This is a genomic window from Mesorhizobium qingshengii (genome assembly GCF_900103325.1).
In the GTDB taxonomy this organism is placed as follows: domain Bacteria; phylum Pseudomonadota; class Alphaproteobacteria; order Rhizobiales; family Rhizobiaceae; genus Mesorhizobium; species Mesorhizobium qingshengii.
Genome location: NZ_FMXM01000027.1, coordinates 1 through 17,312 on the forward strand (window position 1 = coordinate 1; position 17,312 = coordinate 17,312).

At 60.8% G+C, this 17,312-nt stretch carries 15 protein-coding genes and 1 pseudogene; 10 read left to right on the forward strand and 6 right to left on the reverse strand.

The features are described 5' to 3' along the window. Window positions 1–217: pseudogene (locus BLS48_RS29855) on the reverse strand (IS256 family transposase); the annotation flags it as partial. Between the two features lie 39 nt (window positions 218–256). Further along, window positions 257–826 carry a hypothetical protein gene (locus BLS48_RS29860; protein ID WP_091585600.1) on the reverse strand — a complete coding sequence of 190 codons (570 nt, stop codon included), beginning with the start codon at window positions 824–826 and terminating at the stop codon, window positions 257–259. A 454-nt stretch (window positions 827–1,280) separates the two neighbouring features. On the opposite strand from BLS48_RS29860, the gene BLS48_RS29865 reads away from it, so the two are divergent. The 3 genes from BLS48_RS29865 to BLS48_RS29875 all read left to right on the forward strand — a co-directional run bounded on the left by BLS48_RS29865 (window position 1,281) and on the right by BLS48_RS29875 (window position 5,996). Then, a complete protein-coding gene (locus BLS48_RS29865) occupies window positions 1,281–1,652 on the forward strand; it encodes a YybH family protein (RefSeq protein ID WP_244529962.1) in 372 nt (123 codons plus the stop codon). Between the two features lie 513 nt (window positions 1,653–2,165). Beyond that, the gene (locus BLS48_RS29870; RefSeq protein WP_091585604.1) at window positions 2,166–4,280 is read left to right on the forward strand and encodes an SEL1-like repeat protein; all 2,115 of its coding nucleotides are present in this window, start codon (window positions 2,166–2,168) and stop codon (window positions 4,278–4,280) included. A 564-nt stretch (window positions 4,281–4,844) separates the two neighbouring features. Beyond that, on the forward strand, window positions 4,845–5,996 hold the full coding sequence (locus tag BLS48_RS29875; RefSeq protein ID WP_091585606.1) for a tetratricopeptide repeat protein: 1,152 nt from the start codon (window positions 4,845–4,847) through the stop codon (window positions 5,994–5,996). A 227-nt stretch (window positions 5,997–6,223) separates the two neighbouring features. On the opposite strand, the gene BLS48_RS29880 is transcribed toward BLS48_RS29875, so the two are convergent. Continuing rightward, complete coding sequence (locus tag BLS48_RS29880) at window positions 6,224–7,804, reverse strand: oleate hydratase (protein WP_091585608.1); 1,581 nt, start codon at window positions 7,802–7,804, stop codon at window positions 6,224–6,226. Window positions 7,805–7,894: 90 nt separating this feature from the next. Then, complete coding sequence (locus tag BLS48_RS29885; RefSeq protein WP_167365298.1) at window positions 7,895–9,229, reverse strand: WD40/YVTN/BNR-like repeat-containing protein; 1,335 nt, start codon at window positions 9,227–9,229, stop codon at window positions 7,895–7,897. A 568-nt stretch (window positions 9,230–9,797) separates the two neighbouring features. Between BLS48_RS29885 and BLS48_RS29890 the strand changes: the two genes are divergently transcribed. The 4 genes from BLS48_RS29890 to BLS48_RS36860 all read left to right on the forward strand — a co-directional run bounded on the left by BLS48_RS29890 (window position 9,798) and on the right by BLS48_RS36860 (window position 12,781). After that, window positions 9,798–11,021: a tetratricopeptide repeat protein gene (locus BLS48_RS29890; RefSeq protein ID WP_167365299.1), complete on the forward strand. Its 1,224-nt coding sequence runs from the start codon at window positions 9,798–9,800 to the stop codon at window positions 11,019–11,021. Between the two features lie 63 nt (window positions 11,022–11,084). Further along, window positions 11,085–11,708 (forward strand): DUF2585 family protein, encoded by a 624-nt coding sequence (locus BLS48_RS29895; protein WP_091585615.1) that lies wholly within the window; start codon window positions 11,085–11,087, stop codon window positions 11,706–11,708. Between the two features lie 301 nt (window positions 11,709–12,009). Then, window positions 12,010–12,315: a type II toxin-antitoxin system ParD family antitoxin gene (locus BLS48_RS29900; RefSeq protein WP_091585617.1), complete on the forward strand. Its 306-nt coding sequence runs from the start codon at window positions 12,010–12,012 to the stop codon at window positions 12,313–12,315. Continuing rightward, window positions 12,308–12,781: a type II toxin-antitoxin system RelE/ParE family toxin gene (locus tag BLS48_RS36860; RefSeq protein ID WP_091585619.1), complete on the forward strand. Its 474-nt coding sequence runs from the start codon at window positions 12,308–12,310 to the stop codon at window positions 12,779–12,781. Before BLS48_RS29900 ends, BLS48_RS36860 begins: the two co-directional genes overlap by 8 nt. Here the strand turns inward: BLS48_RS36860 and BLS48_RS29910 are convergent. Beyond that, on the reverse strand, window positions 12,758–12,967 hold the full coding sequence (locus BLS48_RS29910; protein WP_091585621.1) for a hypothetical protein: 210 nt from the start codon (window positions 12,965–12,967) through the stop codon (window positions 12,758–12,760). The genes BLS48_RS36860 and BLS48_RS29910 overlap by 24 nt on opposite strands. A 1,152-nt stretch (window positions 12,968–14,119) precedes the next feature. Between BLS48_RS29910 and BLS48_RS29925 the strand changes: the two genes are divergently transcribed. Further along, window positions 14,120–14,332 (forward strand): hypothetical protein, encoded by a 213-nt coding sequence (locus tag BLS48_RS29925; RefSeq protein ID WP_091585627.1) that lies wholly within the window; start codon window positions 14,120–14,122, stop codon window positions 14,330–14,332. A 251-nt stretch (window positions 14,333–14,583) separates the two neighbouring features. Here the strand turns inward: BLS48_RS29925 and BLS48_RS29930 are convergent, their stop codons facing one another. After that, window positions 14,584–15,480: a LysR family transcriptional regulator gene (locus BLS48_RS29930; protein WP_091585629.1), complete on the reverse strand. Its 897-nt coding sequence runs from the start codon at window positions 15,478–15,480 to the stop codon at window positions 14,584–14,586. Between the two features lie 255 nt (window positions 15,481–15,735). On the opposite strand from BLS48_RS29930, the gene BLS48_RS29935 reads away from it, so the two are divergent. Beyond that, on the forward strand, window positions 15,736–16,470 hold the full coding sequence (locus BLS48_RS29935; RefSeq protein WP_091585631.1) for an SDR family NAD(P)-dependent oxidoreductase: 735 nt from the start codon (window positions 15,736–15,738) through the stop codon (window positions 16,468–16,470). A gap of 49 nt (window positions 16,471–16,519) precedes the next feature. Beyond that, window positions 16,520–17,302, forward strand: coding sequence for an SDR family NAD(P)-dependent oxidoreductase (locus BLS48_RS29940; RefSeq protein WP_244529963.1), 783 nt, complete (start codon window positions 16,520–16,522; stop codon window positions 17,300–17,302). Window positions 17,303–17,312: the final 10 nt, after the last annotated feature.

The following is a 17,312-nucleotide window of genomic DNA, read 5'->3' on the forward strand; positions in this document are numbered from 1 at the left end:
CCGTCTGGATGCTCCGCTCCGGGCCGCGACCGTGCCGGACCAGCCGCTCACGTCCGTCCGGCAGCTTCAGATCCCGCATCTCGGCAAGAAACGCTTCGGCCTCCATCTCGATCGCCTGCGCCAGCAATTTGCGCGCGCCGGTGCGGAGCACATCCGTCAGGGGATCATCGATCTCGTCGGGCTGACGAAGGCGAACAATGTTGATAGTCTCGTTCATGGCGTATCGCTCTCCTTGAGAGGTCCTGGCAGGCTTCAATCACCCGCCTCGATACGCCGCCCTTCTCAAACCGTCATCACCCATTTTCCGCCATAGCTCGACCTTTGCCGCGGCCGGACCCAAGCCGAATACCGTGAGGGCAATTGGTTCACAATCTGTCTTGCAAGCCGCAAGATCGGAGGCGATCAGTTCCACCTGGTGGTCAACTGCAACTTTTCCCAACCGCGAGATCACTGATCCTTCGACGCGATTTTCACCTTCGAGTATTCCATCCTTTGTCAATTTCCGGGCGACTTGGCGGCGAAGACCGAAGGCGGTCCCTCGCTCGTCAGGGTCGCTGGTGAACATCGACTCCAGACTGAAGTCCTTATACGATTCCACGAGGTCAGGAGGGGCGCCCCTGCCATCGCGATTGAACTCGGCCAACAGGCGGAACACGCGCGCATCAGTACCGCCGGAGAGAGCCTCAAGCTCCTTTCTAGCGGTTACGTAGTCTTGTTTCTGTGCAGCACTTTCGGCCGCCTCGAAATCCGCCAGCGCAGAGGTAGTAAACGCCGTGCAAAAGCCCAACACAATGGCGGCTGAGTGCAGTCTCAACAATAAACTCATTTTTTCAAATTATGTCCGCCTTCTCTTAGCCGCTTTGATTTCGCTCAAAGCCCGCCGCGGCTTGACAACTGGCCCCAGTCAGGACCCTTTGCCTTGGTCCGAGATAGAAGGACGCCGATGTCGCCGTGTTCGCGATGCTCGAAACAGAACCAGTGCGATGGCTGCCTCGGCTTGGCAAATCCGAACGGCGCGCGTCCCGCATCCCTAAGACTCGCAGACGTAATTTTCGATCATCCCTAACCATGAAGGCTAGGCAGCTGGCGCGCAATCACGATCGGAAGTGACGTTCGGATAGCGTCGCTTCTTGCAGCGACCCGGCACTCGCGAGCGGGGCGGCCAGCAAATACCGGGCCTAACCGGCGCGGTTGCCCGGTCGCGCCGGCTGCGAGCTTTATATGCTTCTGCTAATATAAGTGAAGCATGCAAATGAAGGAGCAGGCTTTCGGAGGAAATGATGTCGATCCGCGATGAACTGCAGGGGCTTTGGGACATCTACGTTGAGGCCTATCGGGCCGGGGATGCCGCCGGTTGCGCGGCCGTTTTCACATCTGACGCGGAATTGCATTCTCCCTATGCGCCGCCGGCTCGCGGCCGCGCGGCGATAGAGGCGCTGCATGGCGTCTGGACCCAACACGCCACCCCCGACAAAACACTAGCCATAATAGAGGCGGGGGCATCCGGGCACCTTGCATGGTCTCTCGCGGCCTATTCAGAGGGTGAGGCGACCGGGAACGGAACTTCACTCAGCGTCTTTGAGCGACAGACTGCTGGCGGAGGCTGGCTGATCCGCATGTGCAGTCTCAACAGCACCGATCCCGGCCAATGACCGACAAGCCGGCCACAACCTACATCGTCAGCTATTCGAGAAACCGAACTGGCGGACCGTGCTGACCACCACGGACAAGCAGAAGGCGCTCGATATGGCCGGCGACAAAGCTCGGGTCGAGGTAATCACACATAACTCGAAGAAACGGTAGGTGGTGGCAAGATGTCCGCAGTCTAGAATCCGAATATCGGGGGCGAATTCACCGTTTTCTCAGGTGGTTCGAATATCGCCAGCTTGTATTGGTAGCCAAGGCACGCCTTTGACTTGCGGCCACCGCATATGAACCGACAGGCGGCATATGCAACACCAGCCGTAGCAATCCCGTACCCGCGGCACCCAGGCTACGGGTCGAAGGTTCGAAAGCCCGTGGCCGCCGCTTAACGCGTACATTCGTTCAGCCGAGGTTGGGGTGGCGCTTTGCCGACACATCAATATTTGCGCTGGATCAACGTCTTCCCATCTTGGACGTGCACTGTTCGGCTCAGCGGGGTTATACATACGGGCCGTTCCGACATGTCACGATCGCTTTTGGCAGTCTTGGTGTTGCTTGCGCTAGGAACACATGTCCCTGCCGCCCATGCTGGAATCGCTGAAGGCGATGCTGCCGCGGCTCGTGGCGACTACACCAAGGCATTGCGCGAGTACCGCGCGCTTGCTGAGGCCGGCAACGCGGAGGCACAGTGGGAGGTGGGCCATTTCTATCGGGATGGGCATGGTGTCCCGAAGAACGACGCGGAAGCCGCAAAATGGTTTCGCCGCGCGGCTGAGCAGGGCCATGCCTGGGCGCAAAGCGATCTTGGATTTCTTTATCTGAACGGCCGAGGCGTCCCCCAGGACTACTTGGCGGCAATGAAATGGTATCGCCTAGCGGCTGGACAACGCGATAGCATCGCAGCATTCAACATCGGGGCTCTTTACGATCACGGGCTCGGCGTGCCGGTGGACTACGCTCAGGCAATCGATTGGTACCGCAAGGCTATAGCTATCGACGGCAATCCCGCAGCCCTGAATGCCTTGGGAAGCCTGTTCGTCCAGGGAAAAGGCGTAGAGAAAGATCCAGTCGAGGCTGTCGCATTGTACCGCCGTGCAGCGGAGAAGGGAGAGCCGCTTGCGCAGTACAATCTCAGCAAGATGTACTACGACGGCACAGGGATAGCGCGCGACTATGCCGAGGCTTTTGCGTGGGCGCAAAAATCAGCGGACCAGGGCGAACCGAATGGCCAGCGGGCCGTCGGCAAGATGTATGCTGAAGGCGCCGGAGTGGGCCAGGATTTCAGCAAGGCGGCGAGTTGGTATAGTAAGGCGGCCCAGCAGAACGATCCCGGCGCTCAGGTGGAACTCGCCCAGTTATACGCCCAAGGAAGAGGCGTCGAGACGAACTATTCCTTGGCGCTGGCGTGGCTCCGGAAAGCTGCAGATGCTGGCGATGCCCTTGCCCAGCAGAACATCGGCGTGATGTACGAATTCGGCTATGGAGTTCGCCAGGACTTCGCGGAGGCCGCGAGGTGGTACAGGCTCTCCGCCGACCAAGACAACCCTGACGGCCAAAAGAGTCTTGGCATGATGTACAAGGCGGGCACAGGCGTGAAGCAGAACTATGTGGAGGCTGCACGCCTGTTCAGGCTGGCCGCCGAGCAGGGCCTCGCAGCCGGGCAGATGCAGATCGGGCTCGCGTACCTGAACGGCGAAGGCGTTTCGCGCGACGTCGCGGCGGGAATTGATTGGCTCAAGAAAGCAGCGGCGCAAGGGAATCCTCTCGCTCAGTCAAATCTCGGCTTCGTGTATGGGGCGGGCCAGTACATGCGGCCAGACTACGCAGAGTCCCTGCATTGGTACGAGAAAGCTGCCGAGCAAGGCCACTCCCGCGCTCAGGGAGCTCTGGGGTACATGTACGAGAAAGGGATTGGCACCGCCCGGAACGCCGCCCTTGCCCTCAAGTGGTACAGGAAGTCCGCCGAGCAAGGCGAAGCGCAAGCCCAATATGCTCTTGCGCGCATGCTTCTCCTTGGCGACGGAGTCCGGAAGGACGATCGTGAGGCTGCGGCCTGGATGAAGCGGGCCGCAGACAAGGGGCATCTCGGCGCGCTTACCGATTTCGGATCAATGCTGCGCTATGGCATGGGCGTGAAGCAGGATCCCGCCGCCGGGCTTCGCTTGATCGAGCGTGCAGCGACGAGTGGATTTGTTCTCGCGCAGCACCTCCTCGGGAGCGCCTATCGCGACGCCGATGGCGTGAAGCGCGATTTCGATAAATCGGCGATGTGGCTACGCAAGGCTGCGGATGCCGGATTTGCGCCTGCCCAAAATGACTTGGGTGACGCGTACGAAAACGGCCACGGCGTTCCCCTGGACTACTCGCTTGCGACGGCGTGGTATCGAAAAGCGGCGCAGCAGGGAGAACCCTCCGGGTATCTGAACTTGGGCTATCTCACCGAAGCGGGCAAGGGAACCGCCAAGGACCGTGTCCGGGCCTTCGCGTGGTTCGCGGCGGCGGCGGACCTCTTCCAGCCGGGTCAAGGAAAGGACTTGGCGTCGAAGGAACGCGACAGGCTGCAGAAGCGCCTGTCCAAGACCGACCTCGCAACAGGGCGCGCGATCGCCGAAGCGTTCAAGAAGGGTCAGTTCTGATTACGGCGCATCGCCACGCCGACCCTCGGTTGGGCGGTTCCACGACATCTTGACCTCGATCTATGTATCTCAGGATTGCTCCCATAGTGTTTCTCGACCTGCGAGGATCCGCCAATGATTAGGCTCACTACTACATTCGCGATGGCAGGCTTGTTGGTCTTGGTGCCCTCTGCGCCGCAAGCGCGCCCTCTCAACTCTTCGGAGCGGGCAGAGTTCGTGAGGAATTTCTCCCCTGGATGCATGACAGAGCCTAACGTCAAAACGATAATCAAGACCTTCGGCGGCGGGAGGCGTGAGCTGCGTCAGTACTGCGACTGCGTAGGCAGTTATTCTGCACGGAAACTGACCGTCGAGCAGTTAACCAATTCCAATGTCGTCGCGTCGCGAATCGCCCAAGCTTGGGACTACTGCATAAAGAAGGTGTTTCCTGGGTGCGATAGATCCTCGCGGCATTGCTTGTGGGACCAAGATTGATGGGATCAACTGCGTGTTGACACCGATCAACGTGGGCAACGTGACGCGGGAATAAGAATGGCATGAGCCCTACTAGTTGGAGGTCGAGCCATGCCGAGACTTGCATTGCGCCTGATTGGAGTCGTGGCAGCACTCGTCTCCCTAGCGCTCGCGGCGAGCGCTGCCGCACTCAACGGGAGTGACTGTTCGCGCATCTTCTTGTTGATGCCCGAACATCCTCCTCGCGTAACAACGGACGGATTTTCGGTACAGCCGCCGGCGGGCCCGAATTGGTGCGGAATGCTGGGGCTGTATTACCAGTCAGTCGATTTCTTTCGCCTGGCAACCGATCCTAAAGCCGCGGACGATTCTCACGTCTGGCTGTTTGCGCGCCCCGTTATCGTGGAACCGCCCGGGCAAACACCGCACGACCTCGGCGGTTTACTGGATCTGACCCGACAGTGGCTACGCAGCGGCACAGCCGAAAGACCCCTGATGATGTCGACCAGCAAGCTGATCTCGATCAATGCAGCACCGGAAGCAGAGGCGCCAATGGTTCAAGCATCCGAGATCGACCGGTCGATCGGCCTCGATTGCGTCCGCTATCGTGTTGTACTGCGGAGTGGGGAAAAGATCGGAGCACTTTGCCTCGACCCCAGGTCGAACATCAGGTTGATTCACATTGGCGCCGACATCGCGGGTGTGCCGGAGGCCGTAGCGCAAGAAGTCGTTCCCGAGATCAATCGGTTCCTGCCAACCATCTGGCTATCACCTTCCACGGGCGACGAAGAGATGCGGGGCATCACTGAAGCGGCAGCCCGGGGCCTGGCAGGGGCGCAGTTCAGCCTCGGGGCCTCAATGGAGACAAGGGAGGACTACGCCGAAGCCTTCAAGTGGTACCGCCTTGCAGCGGAACAGCATTTCCCACCGGCCGAGCACAATGTTGCGGTAATGTATGTCGAAGGTCGTGGCGTCCCGCCGGACAAGCACCAGGCAGAGCACTGGTTCAGACAGGCTGCCGAGCACGGGATTGCCGACGCTCACTGGGGCCTCGGACTTCTCTATGCCAATGACGAGGGCGACCTGCAGGATTTTCTGCTGTCATATGTCGAGTTCAGTCTTGCGGCAACTTTGCTCCCGGAGGGAAAGCCCAGCGTTGATGCGGTTCGCGCCCGTGACAAGGTTGCCGCGCTTCTGACCCCCGAGCAGGTCGCAGAGGGGCGTAGGCGAGTAGGCGAATGGTTGGATGCGCAACTCAAGTAGCGGTTTGCCGGGGCCGGATTTCTCGCCTTGCGAGAAGTCTTAGAGGGTTTCCTTCCGTCGGCATCAGCCCGTTAGTAGACGGCAACATGTCGAACTTGACTTCCATCTTGTCGTCGATGGAACTGCTAGAGGACTGCGGCTTCTAGGTAGAGGCCAGTGAGGGGGGCCAGCCCGCACTTCAGAATGCGAACGAGAGTCGTAGCTGTATCTCCCTCCGACATCGGACCTTACGGTCGTGCCGACCTCGGACACACAAACACCTTCAGCGCGGCGAGCAACGCCTTCGGATCGGATCGAGCCTGGTAGACCGGCGGAGGTGCCGGGCCGCGTTTGAGCAGGACGTAGATCGCTTCCCATGCCGCGCGAGCGGAATACTCAATGGTGAACGCCACGTCGCGCGACAGCTCCACGTACTGGCCGAGGAGACCGAGATTGGTCGCGCCCTTCGGAACCGGAGGAGGGCGGTCGGAGTGCCCGCGCGGCATCCAGATGTTGTTTGCGTAGGGTAGGTCGCATGGGATGCAGATCGACGTTCCTATGATCTGGTCACGGTTCCGATCGAACTGCAGTTGCCGCAGCACTTCCTCCAGGATCTCTTTGCCGGTGCATTGGTCCATGCGCTTCTGCACGTATTGCCCGGCCATTTCCGGAAGCAGGCCGTAGCCCCACCAAAGGTAGGTGCCGTCCGGCTGGCCGATGATTTCGGGCTGATGGAAGACCGAAAGCGACAGGACCCATGGCGAATCGATCAGGCTCACCAGCCCGCCGCATCCCGTCTGGCTGCCCGTTAGCGCAGCCATGTTGTCGAGGAATTCCGTGCCAGTCGTAGTGACCGTGAAGCTCACCCAGTGCGAGCTGGGCACATGCGCCTCGCCGAAGAACGCGGCTGGATTGCCGAACTCCGGGCGCACATCTGCCAAGCGCTTCCACAGCGCCCAGGAGCGTCCTGCGCGCTGCCACGGCGGCGGCGCGGTCATCGACCCGACTGACATGTCGGCGGCCTGCGATCCGAAGGTCAGCAATACGATGTCCTCCGGCGCCACCACAATCGAGGTCGCCATGCCGTCCCATTCATAATCCAGCTGGACGACGGTGATATGGTCGGGCGACGGTGCGAGGCCGACGTCGCGGACGTAGGCCCCGTTTTTCAGGTTCACGCCGCGCTCACGCAACCAATCGACCAGCGGCACGATGAGCGTCTGGTATTGGTCAAAGCGGGTACGCCAGATGTTCGCCATGTCCGAAATGTGCGGAAACATGTGCAGGGTACGGTTCAGGTAGCGCCGCAGCTCCGCCGCGCTGTGCTGCGGCAGCGGACCCATGATGGTCGAGTAAGCCAGCCAGAATTCGGACGCGAAGAAATGCGGCCTAAAGAACTCCCTGATCCGCCGCCCCACCAGCTTCGATTCCGGCGTCAGGGCGAGCCGCATGAGATCGAAGCCGTCGCGCCAGCTCAGGCCGAAGCGGGGTCCGTGCACGATGCGACCCTTTCCGTCGATAAGGCGCGCGCGGTCGTCGAAGGGGTGGCGCGTGTTGAAGTCGAAGAATTCGTCTTTGACGGACACGCCCGGGTCGCTCTTGGAGGGGATCGCGCTCAGCATCTCGAACGTGCAGCGGAATTCGCTGTCGAAGACCGAGCCGGGCACGTTGTACCCGCTCTGCGCGTCGCCGCCCAGAAAAAAGCCGCCGCCCATCTGGGCATCGGCCTCGTAGATCGTGATGTCAGGACCGGGCACGCCGGCGTGGCGGATGAGATAGCCGGCCGCTGCCAGTCCTCCAAAGCCGCCACCGACGATATGGGCCTTCATCGATCCAGCCTCTGGATTACCTTGCGCTCGTCTTTAAGCATGCTCAACGTCGAAAAAAGGAGTACCCTTCCTGCGCAACGGCACATTTCCTCACTTGGCCATACGGTCCATCGCGCGTCTGAGGTTTTCAAAGACCGGAACTGCCAGGCCATGGACCGGAAACCAGAACTTTCCGTTGTCGGTAGATACGAGAATGTTGCCTGAGTTGCCGGATGCCCAGATCGTCGGTCCAGCCGTGATGGCGAGCGAATAGATCGTCAGCCAGTTCTGCGGAATTCCTTCGAAGCGCTGGAGGTTCCAGCATTCTCCGCCATCCGTGGTCGCGAATATCATCCCGTGTAGGCCGGCTGCCCACCCGCGCAAGCTGTCGGCAAACCTGACGGCATTGAGCCTGACTTCGTCGACTGGAAAGTGAGGTGGAAGCTGTATCGTCTGCTGGTGCCAGGTCTTTCCGCCGTCGTCCGTGCGCATTACGAGTGCATCGTTGCCCACAACCCAGCCGGTTCGCTGATCGACGAAATGGATGGCGCGGAAGCGCTTGCTGGCATCGTGAAACAGCAGGGTCCAATTCTCGCCGGCGTCAGTGGTTCCGACAATCTCCCCGCCAAGACTGACCGCCCACCCGTTCGATCCGACAAACTGGATTGCATTGATCGGACCCGTCGCTGGCGTGCTTTGAGGCGACCATGCCCATTGAGAGATTTCACGACGGTAGATTGCATTTGGCTCGTCGCCGGCGACCCAGCAAGTGCGTGCCGCATCGCAGAATACGGCATCCGGAACGTGAAAATACGCGAGCGGAGATGTCTCCCAGTTCTCACCTCCGTCTCGGGACTCGAGAATACCTGCCGGACCGACAATCAGGCCGAACCGGTCATCGGCAAAATGCATGCTTCGAAACATCCCGTCTTCGGGCGTGAGACCGGGCACCCACGCGTCAACCAGCCGGGTATCGGTCCAGGTCACCCCTCCATCGGACGTCCTGTGGAAGCGTCCGTTCCAGTCCATTGCCCATCCTAGCGCTGAACCATTGAACTGGATCGCATGCAGATACTCCTGGTCCCGCTCGCTCTGCGGCTTCAGTTTCTCCAGGGCCGGCGCAGCCGCAGCGAGGACCTCTGCTTGCTGCCTTTTCGATAATGCGCCAAAGCGAGCCAGCGTCTCATGTGCGGTCTCGCGCATTGTCGCCAGGTCCGACTTGCGTTGCTGCATGGTGGCCGCCGCCGCCTCGGCTGGTCCCCAGGGGCGCTTTCTTCGCGCGGCATCGAACAGTGTCGCCTGCACCCAGCTGCCGATCGCGGCGTCGGCGCTCGATTGCGGCTGGGAAACGCAGGGCTTCGGCTCGCCCGCATGGGCGTTGCTTGAGGCCAACATGAGAATGATAGACGCGATACGTGCTAGTGAAGCGTTTGTCAGACGAGACATTGACTGATCTCCCACCAAACGACGCATGCTGCTCTTGTTTTGCGCGCGAGTGATTGATTCACGTCAATGAAGTGGAGCCAAGGCCCGGCGGGATAGCCGCCGCAAACCGGAGACTACTTGCACCATGAATGCCGCAGTCAGACTTCTACTGGCTGCCCTGCTTGTGTCGGGTGCTGTTCCGGAGCGCATATGTCTGCCGAGAACGTGCAGGCGATGCCATCATGCCCGTCATCTACCGTATCTGGCTGCGGGGCTTCTGGGGGCAGCCGCCGGTCGGGGATAACAACGCATTGACCCCCTATGGGATCCTTCCTTTGGCGACGGTGCTGCTCATGACAACGGGGCAGCTTCCATGTTGGCGTCCATTTTCCTGATCCTCGTCGGGACGACTGGCGCCGCGCGATTTGACCCGCGTCAAGGCGCCGGCATCGGAGAGGCAGGATTGTCGCGGCGACAACCGGAAGGCACCACTCATGGATGCCCGGATTGGATTCGTGGCGGCGGCCCTGCTTTTGTTGGGGGCCACCCAGCAGTGCATGTCTGCGGAGAACGCGCAGGCGAGGCCATCATGCCCCGTAATCTACCCGGATCGCATCTGGCTACGAGGATTTTCGGTGCAGCCGCCCGTTGGGGACCGGTGGTGCCGGGCTTCTCTCAACGCGGGCAACTGGGCTTTGCTCTATTGGAGAGAGAGAGCGGCTGGGAAAGCGAGACCGGCTGGGAACGTCCGCCGAGGGCGCGGGATCGTACCCATGGCTTCTTGATGTGGGCGCGACCGGATGAGGTTGATGGCAGTGTGCCGAACTCGATCGCGCAGCTGACGAGTTTCGCCAAGAAATGGATAGGCGCGGGCGGAATCAGCGTTGTCCAGCTTTCCGGCAAAACCCGGCTGACGCTGAAGCGGCTGCCCGGGGCCACGTTGAAACGCGGCCGCGCTGAGCGGGACGACAGTCTGGGAACGCAATGCGTCCGCTATGACCTGGAGTTCGATGAACGGAACAACAAGCTGTTCTCGGGCAAGGTGGTAACGTACGAAACGATCGGCTTTCTCTGCCTGGATCTTCTGCATCCCGATCAAGTGATCGACCTCAGTTTTTCGGAGTGGTTCGTCAAGAATGAGCCACCCGGAGTCTCGTTGATGAAAAGCCTCGAGCCGGAGGCCGACGCATTCGTTCGCAGCCTTTGGATCGACAGGCCGGGTGATGTCGCAACGGTCGAGCGCTACACGGCAGCTGCCGACGCGGGATCGGTCCAGGCGCTGTTCGGCTTGGCTTTGCATTTCCAGCTAAACGGCCAGTTTGCCGATGCCGCAAAAGGGTTTCGCGTTGCCGCGGACAAAGGCCATCCAGGAGCCCAGAACAATCTCGCCGCGATGTACGCGGAAGGCAAAGGCGGCCTGCTGCGTGACGCAGCGCTGGCCGCCCACTGGTTCCGCCTGTCTGCCGAGCAAGGTGTTCCGGAGGCGCAGTACCGGCTTGCCGGACTCTACTTCTCAGGAGACGGCGTTGAGAAGGATGCCGCCGAGGGAATGAAGTGGCTGCGCCGCGCGGCCGACCAGGGATTACCGATGGCGCAGATCAGCTTCGGGAAGAGGTGTCAGGAAGGCGACGGCGTGCAGTGGAATCCAGTTCGCGCCTACATCTGGCTCAAGCTCGGGCTTTGGCGAGCTACGGACGCTGACGAGCGGAAGCTGGCGGAGGAACTGCTCAAGAAACTAACCCTGGCGCTGACGCCGAATCAGGTCGTGTATGCGGAACGGCGTGCGGCAGCGTGGAGGCCGGGCCAGGAATAGACGCGGTGCTCGGGGTATGCGACTCCGAGAGGGCGGGAAACGGTATCCTGAGGATAGACGGAAATGGCGAGTGACAAGCAATTCGGCCCGAAGGTCGAGGGCAACGCGGCGAAAGGAACGCGCAAGCAGCGCTCCTTTGTCCCATGCATCCTTATCGTGGTCGCCCTGCTCGGCGCGCAGGCAGTGGCAGTTGCCTCCTTGGGCCATCCGTGGATCTGCACATGCGGGTCCGTTGAATTCTGGTACCCGGATCCTGCCGGCCCGTGGACATCCCAGCATCTGACGGACTGGTACTCCTTTACGCACATCCTGCATGGATTCGGGTTCTATGCGCTTCTCTGGCTGATCGCGCCGCGCGCCTCGTTCGGCTCGCGATTGCTGCTGGCGATCGGGCTCGAAGCTGCATGGGAGATCGTCGAAAACACGCCTATGGTCATCGACCGCTACCGTCAGCAGGCGCTCGCGCGCGGCTATTTCGGGGACAGCGTGCTTAACTCCCTGTCCGACACTGTCTTCGCGGCGTCCGGCTTTGCCCTGGCACGAATCCTTCCGGTGTGGACGAGCGCCCTCGTCGTGGTGGGAACTGAAGTGTTCCTCGGTTACATGATCCACGACAATCTTACGCTCAACATCCTCCAACTGATCCGTCCCAGCGAAGTCATCTCCCGTTGGCAACTCGGCGGTTGAGACGAGAGAACCTCTCGGCACAGGCCTACCCAGCTACCGATCCCTGGGTCTTCCTTCAGGTGAGCCACTCCCCCGGGGCAATAGGCCCGTTGCCCTGAAGGTAGCAGCGTGGGGTAGGGAGATAGGATGAAGGGATTCGGGTCGATCTGTCTTGATCGATGTTTGAATGATTGCGCTGTCCACAAGGGCCTCGCCGCCAAACTCTCCAGGGGTTCGGAGACGAGGCCCTTGTTGGCGATATCACCTTGATGGTTGGATCCGGGTATCAAACTTTGATATAGATCACATTCCGGAGGAAAACATGAGCGGCAGGAATTTCAGCCTAACAGACCGTCTGAGCGGCTTCATCGATAAGGAAGTCGCGTCCGGGCGTCACCAGAACGCCAGTGAAGTCGTCCGTGAAGCGCTCAGGCGTTACGAAGACGACATCGCCGCTGAGCATGCCAGCCTTGCAGTGCTCGAGAAGATTGCCGAAACGGGCATCGCAGCGATCGAGAGTGGCGATTTCACGCTTGTCAGCGGCCCGAATGGCTCTCAGGCATTGCTGGATCGTCTGAACGCGCGTGCGTCCGGCCGAACGGAAGGCAGCCGACCTCGGCATGGCTGAATATCGCCTATCAGCCCCAGCAGAAGCCCAAATCGATAAAATCCTGGATTGGAGCCAGGAGAAGTTTGGCGATCTCTCAAGAGAGCGGTATGCCGCCCTCTTGGTCGCGGCAATGGAAGATGTAGCGGACGATCCCGAGCAGAAATCCGTATCGTGGAGACGCACAACTTTCGGGAGCATTGGCGCATACCACATCGGTCACAGCAGGCGACGTGTCGCCTCGACGCCCAAATACGGGCCACCGTGTCGGCAATCGCGTACCGACTTGTGTTCGGTTGGCAACGCTAACGCTGCGATTGCGTCTCTAGCAACCAGAGCCCACCCAGCGCGCGATCGTCGCTGGCCGTTTCCTACACCGCCGAACCGTCTGGCGCGCTCTGGCGCTCTGCGTGGCCCGCAGGAAGCGTTCGTTCGACCTTGCCGGAAGAGATCGACCGCGCGGCTAACGCCCGAAGGGTTGCTTTGAAAGCGAGAGCAATTCCGCTTCATCTTTGATGCCCGCCATGTAGTTGGCGATGATCCGCGAGGCGATGGCGTCTCGCGCTTCCGTGGTCTGGTTGTCGAGCCGCAATTGCTCGAACACCCGGGCGAGCAACGCCAATTCGGATGCATCGAAAATACCGGCCTCAGTCGCTTTCCTCCGGATCGGCATGATTCTCCTCCCGGAAATCTTGCAGCGAAGCGTGCCGCAGATCTTCCTCGCCTCGCAGGTGCTTCACGCGGCCGATGATGCCAGACTTGACCCATTGCGTCGCCGGCCGCTTCATCCCCTTCGGCGCCGTCCATACCCGATCCGCGACCCCTATCGTTCCGCTGACCAGTGGTCAACGCGACAAGCTTGATCTGGTGGCGGTTGCTACCGAATAGCGCAGGTTTCAACAGGCCAGTCAAAAAGCCGGTGCGTACCGGAAGGGGATTCTAGAGCGGCCGAACGTCATCCTTAGTTTCGCTACCGGTACGCGCGCCCGCGCGAAGGTCAAACCGCTGTAAAGTAGCGCAAAATAGGCGGAAATAGGCCCAAGGCAGGGGAAACATGCCTTGGCGGAGCCTATCACGCCTTAGGGCGGAAGTCCTGTCGCATGCGCGTGCACGCGAAGGCTTCATGGGGTATTACTGTCTAGCTCCTCTCGTGTTGCTTCGCGGCGGACCAACTCAGGTGCCTGGGGCTGGATAGCGTTCTGGACCTGTTGGGCGATATGGGTAATATTGGGACCAAGATACCGCAACGTTCTCCAGTCAAGGAGCGCGCGATGCCGCATAGTTATGATGAGTTCGTGCATCTACAAAACATTAGACATTTCGAAAAGAAGCTGGAAACGGAAACAGACCCGGAAAATCGCGATATGCTGCGAAGGTTGTTAGCCGAGGAAAAAACAAAGATTTTACAGCCCACTAATTCTAGGTCGGCCAAGGACTAGGCCCAGTTAGCCACTTGGCCCGACCTGCCGCGGGGACGCGCCTACGGGCACTGCAGCAGCCAATGCGTCCTCCATCACCTTCGCAGGCGCGTCTAGGCCTTTCATGGCTCTGTGTAGCTCGATTGTGGCGGCCACCAGGTGATCTTCAGGCTTGCCGTTGTCGTTGGCTAATTCTGGCGCTACGGGCGACTTCATTCGAGAACTATGCGCTTTATGATTTCGAATGGCTAGGATCCTTCGCGCCGCGCCAGGTCGGCAAGCGCGAAACGCAATGATTGGACATGTGGCCGATAGGAGGCTAGCCTCATTCCATCGGCGATAACTTTCAAGGGCATCGTCGGCTGTGAGCGACAATTGCGCTTCCGCCCCAAATAGCGGAGGTTGCGATGATCACGCACCACGTTTCCAGCACCAGATTGGCCTACCCCAACGACCTTGCGTTGTTGAAGAAGGTCTTTGACGAGATATGCAAAGAACGAGGGTTTCTCGAGGGTTCTCCGGAAGCGGCATGGCTGGCCGCAAGGGCTATGCACCTGTTTCAGGAGGGCATCGTCGATGAAGATGAGCTGGATGACGGGCTCCGGCGCGAATATCTTTAAGGCGTGCGCTATTCTGTGGCGGGCCAGAGCGCGGCGTCGCGAATTGTCTCAGGTCAAGTTATCGCAAAGTATTTCAGAGATCGCTAATATTTAGCAATCAAGCAAAGCCAGGTCTCGATCCAGCTTTCATCGCTCGACACAGTCGCCAGTAGCACTAGAAGCAATCTTCGAGCGGTCGGCCCCTGCTGCCCGCAGAGCGGCGACGGCAAGATCGATGTCCACTGCAAGCGTCGTCGGCGACCTGCCGCGCGTCAGTCGCCCGCTAAGGACAGTCCCGCGAGAAGCGGAGCGTAGGCCGCGAGCCTGCGGGAGACGAACTCGGTGAAGAGCCGCACGCGCTTCGTCTTGCGCGTCTCCCCCTGTGTCAGAAGCCAAAGCGTTCCATGCATGGGCGGGTCGGTGCCCGGCACTCTCGCCAGCAGGGGGTCGGTATCTCCGACGAAGCACGGCAGCTTCGTCATCCCGATTCCTTGCTGCGCCGCTACGATCTGCGTCTCGGCATCCGGGGTCCTGAAGGGAATTCCAGTGGTGAGAACCTCTCCGTCGCGAACCCATCGCGGAATTCCATGATCGTCTATCGCGATCCACCGGACGGGATCAGACGCGCCCGCACGCCTTGCGGCAAGAAGGTCACGGGACATGTAGATGCCGCTGAACAGCTCCGGCCCTTTCAGGCCGTGAAGATTGAGCGGCAGGGTCTTACGGTCGGTAACAATGCGGATAGCGACGTCGGCCTCCCGGTTGGTCAGGTTCGCCACCTCGCCAGTAGTCAAGATTTCCATCTCAATGTCCGGATGCAGACGCGCGAAGTCGGCGAGATCGGGCATGAGCAGGTGTGTGGCGAGGAACGGTGGAAGCGTCACTCGCAAAAGCCCGCGCGCGCTCTGGTCGCGACCCAAGACGCGCGTCTCCAGCAGATGCGACGACGCCTCCATCTGCTCCGCGAACTCGAGGACCTCCTCTCCCGCAGAAGTTAGGCGGTAGCCCGAGGGCAGCTTTTCGAACATATGCGTTCCCAAGCTTTCCTCGAGCTGAGCGATGCGTCGCAGCACGGTCGCGTGGTTAACACCGAGGCGCTTGGCGGCGGCCCGCACTGAGCCTCCGCGCGCGACGGCAAGAAAGTAGCGAACGTCATCCCATTCGATCATTGGTGCAATCCCGCACCAATGGTGCGCCTTCAAAGCCCGTATCTAACACATCGAACGGCAATACGGGCGGTCATTATTGCCCATGCCGACGAGCGCGACCCAACCCCGCGATCGTCGTGGCCGCCGTTAGTCGTCCAGCCGGATCGATTTCGCACCACCGATATGCGCGTTTCCGCACTCAACAAGTGACGCCGGCGGACCCATTTCGAGGTTCTCGGGGACAGACGCTGTCCCGACACCACGCAAGGAGAAGTCATGGGAAAGCTTAGGGGCAAGGTTGCAGTCGTTACGGGCGGCGCTACCGGCATTGGCCGCGCTGCTGCAAAGCGCTTTATCGAAGAGGGCGCCTTCGTCTTCATCTTCGGCCGCCGGCAGGACGCGCTCGACGCAGCTGTGGCCGACCTTGGGCCAAATGCCCGCGCGGTCAAGGGCTCGGTCTCGGATGAGGCCGATCTCGATCGGCTCTACGCGGAGGTCAAGGCCGAGCGCGGAACCCTCGACATCGTCTTCGCCAATGCCGGGGCTGGAAGTCCGCTCCCGCTCGGGAAGATCACCGCCGAGCACATTGACGAAACCTTCGACACCAATGTGAAGGGTACGATCTTCACGGTCCAGAGGGCACTGCCGCTGATGGGCCCGGGTGGTTCGATCATCCTGACCGGATCGAGCGCCGGCACCACTGGTGCCCCGGGATTCAGCGCCTACAGCGCCAGCAAGGCGGCAGTGCGCAACCTAGCGCGGACCTGGGCGGAGGACCTGAAGGGCACCGGCATCCGGGTCAACGTGCTGTCGCCAGGGGCGACGGCGACCGAACTCGCGAAAGAGGCGCTCGGCGAGGAGGGCCAGAGGGCCTATGGCGCGATGACTCCTCTGCAGCGCATGGCCGATCCGGCGGAGATTGGAGCTGTGGCCGCCTTCCTCGCGTCGGACGACAGCAGCTTCATGACCGCCAGCGAGGTCGCCGTCGACGGCGGCCTGGCGCAGCTCTGACGCGCCGCGCCCGGCAGGTCACCCCAGCGAACCTATTAGTCGAACATCCATGGAAGAAAACAAAATGAAACAATCTCTTAAAGGAAAAACTGCGCTCGTTACCGGGGCATCGCGGGGCATTGGCCGCGCCATCGCCGAACGTCTTGCAAAGGATGGAGCGATGGTTGCACTGACCTACAACGCCAGCAAATCCGGCGCAGACGAGGCGGTCGCGGCCATCGAGAAAGATGGTGGCACTGCGTTCGCAATCCAGGCGGATCTCGTTGACCCGACGACCGTCCCGACCTTGTTCCAGAGACTCGACGACGAGTTCATCAAGCGGAACGGAAGCAAAGCCCTCGACATCCTGGTCAACAACGCCGGCAATACCGGCTGGGTCGGCTTCAAAGACGCGACCCCGGACAGTTGGGACACGTTGATCGCGGTGTACGCCCGCGCGCCCTTCTTCATCGTTCAGGCCGCTCTGGATCGTCTCGCCGATGGCGGACGCATCATCAACATCTCTTCCGCTGCCGCCACGAAGCCCGTGACCGCCGCGCCGATCTACTCGATGGCCAAAGCGGCCATCAACAACCTGACCCATGCGCTCGCGTCCGAGCTGGGGCCCCGCGGTATCACCGCGAACGCCGTCGCACCGGGCTACACGCGAACCGACGCGAACGCCGCCTTCCGGGAGGATCCCGAACTCGTAAAGGCGGTCGAGGCCCAAATCGCGCTTGGACGCTTTGGCGAGCCTTCGGAAATCGCCGCCGTCGTGGCGTTCCTGGCTTCCGATGCCGGCCACTGGGTGACCGGCCAGACGATTGAGGCGAGCGGCGGCTACAAGCTCTGACCACGCCGAA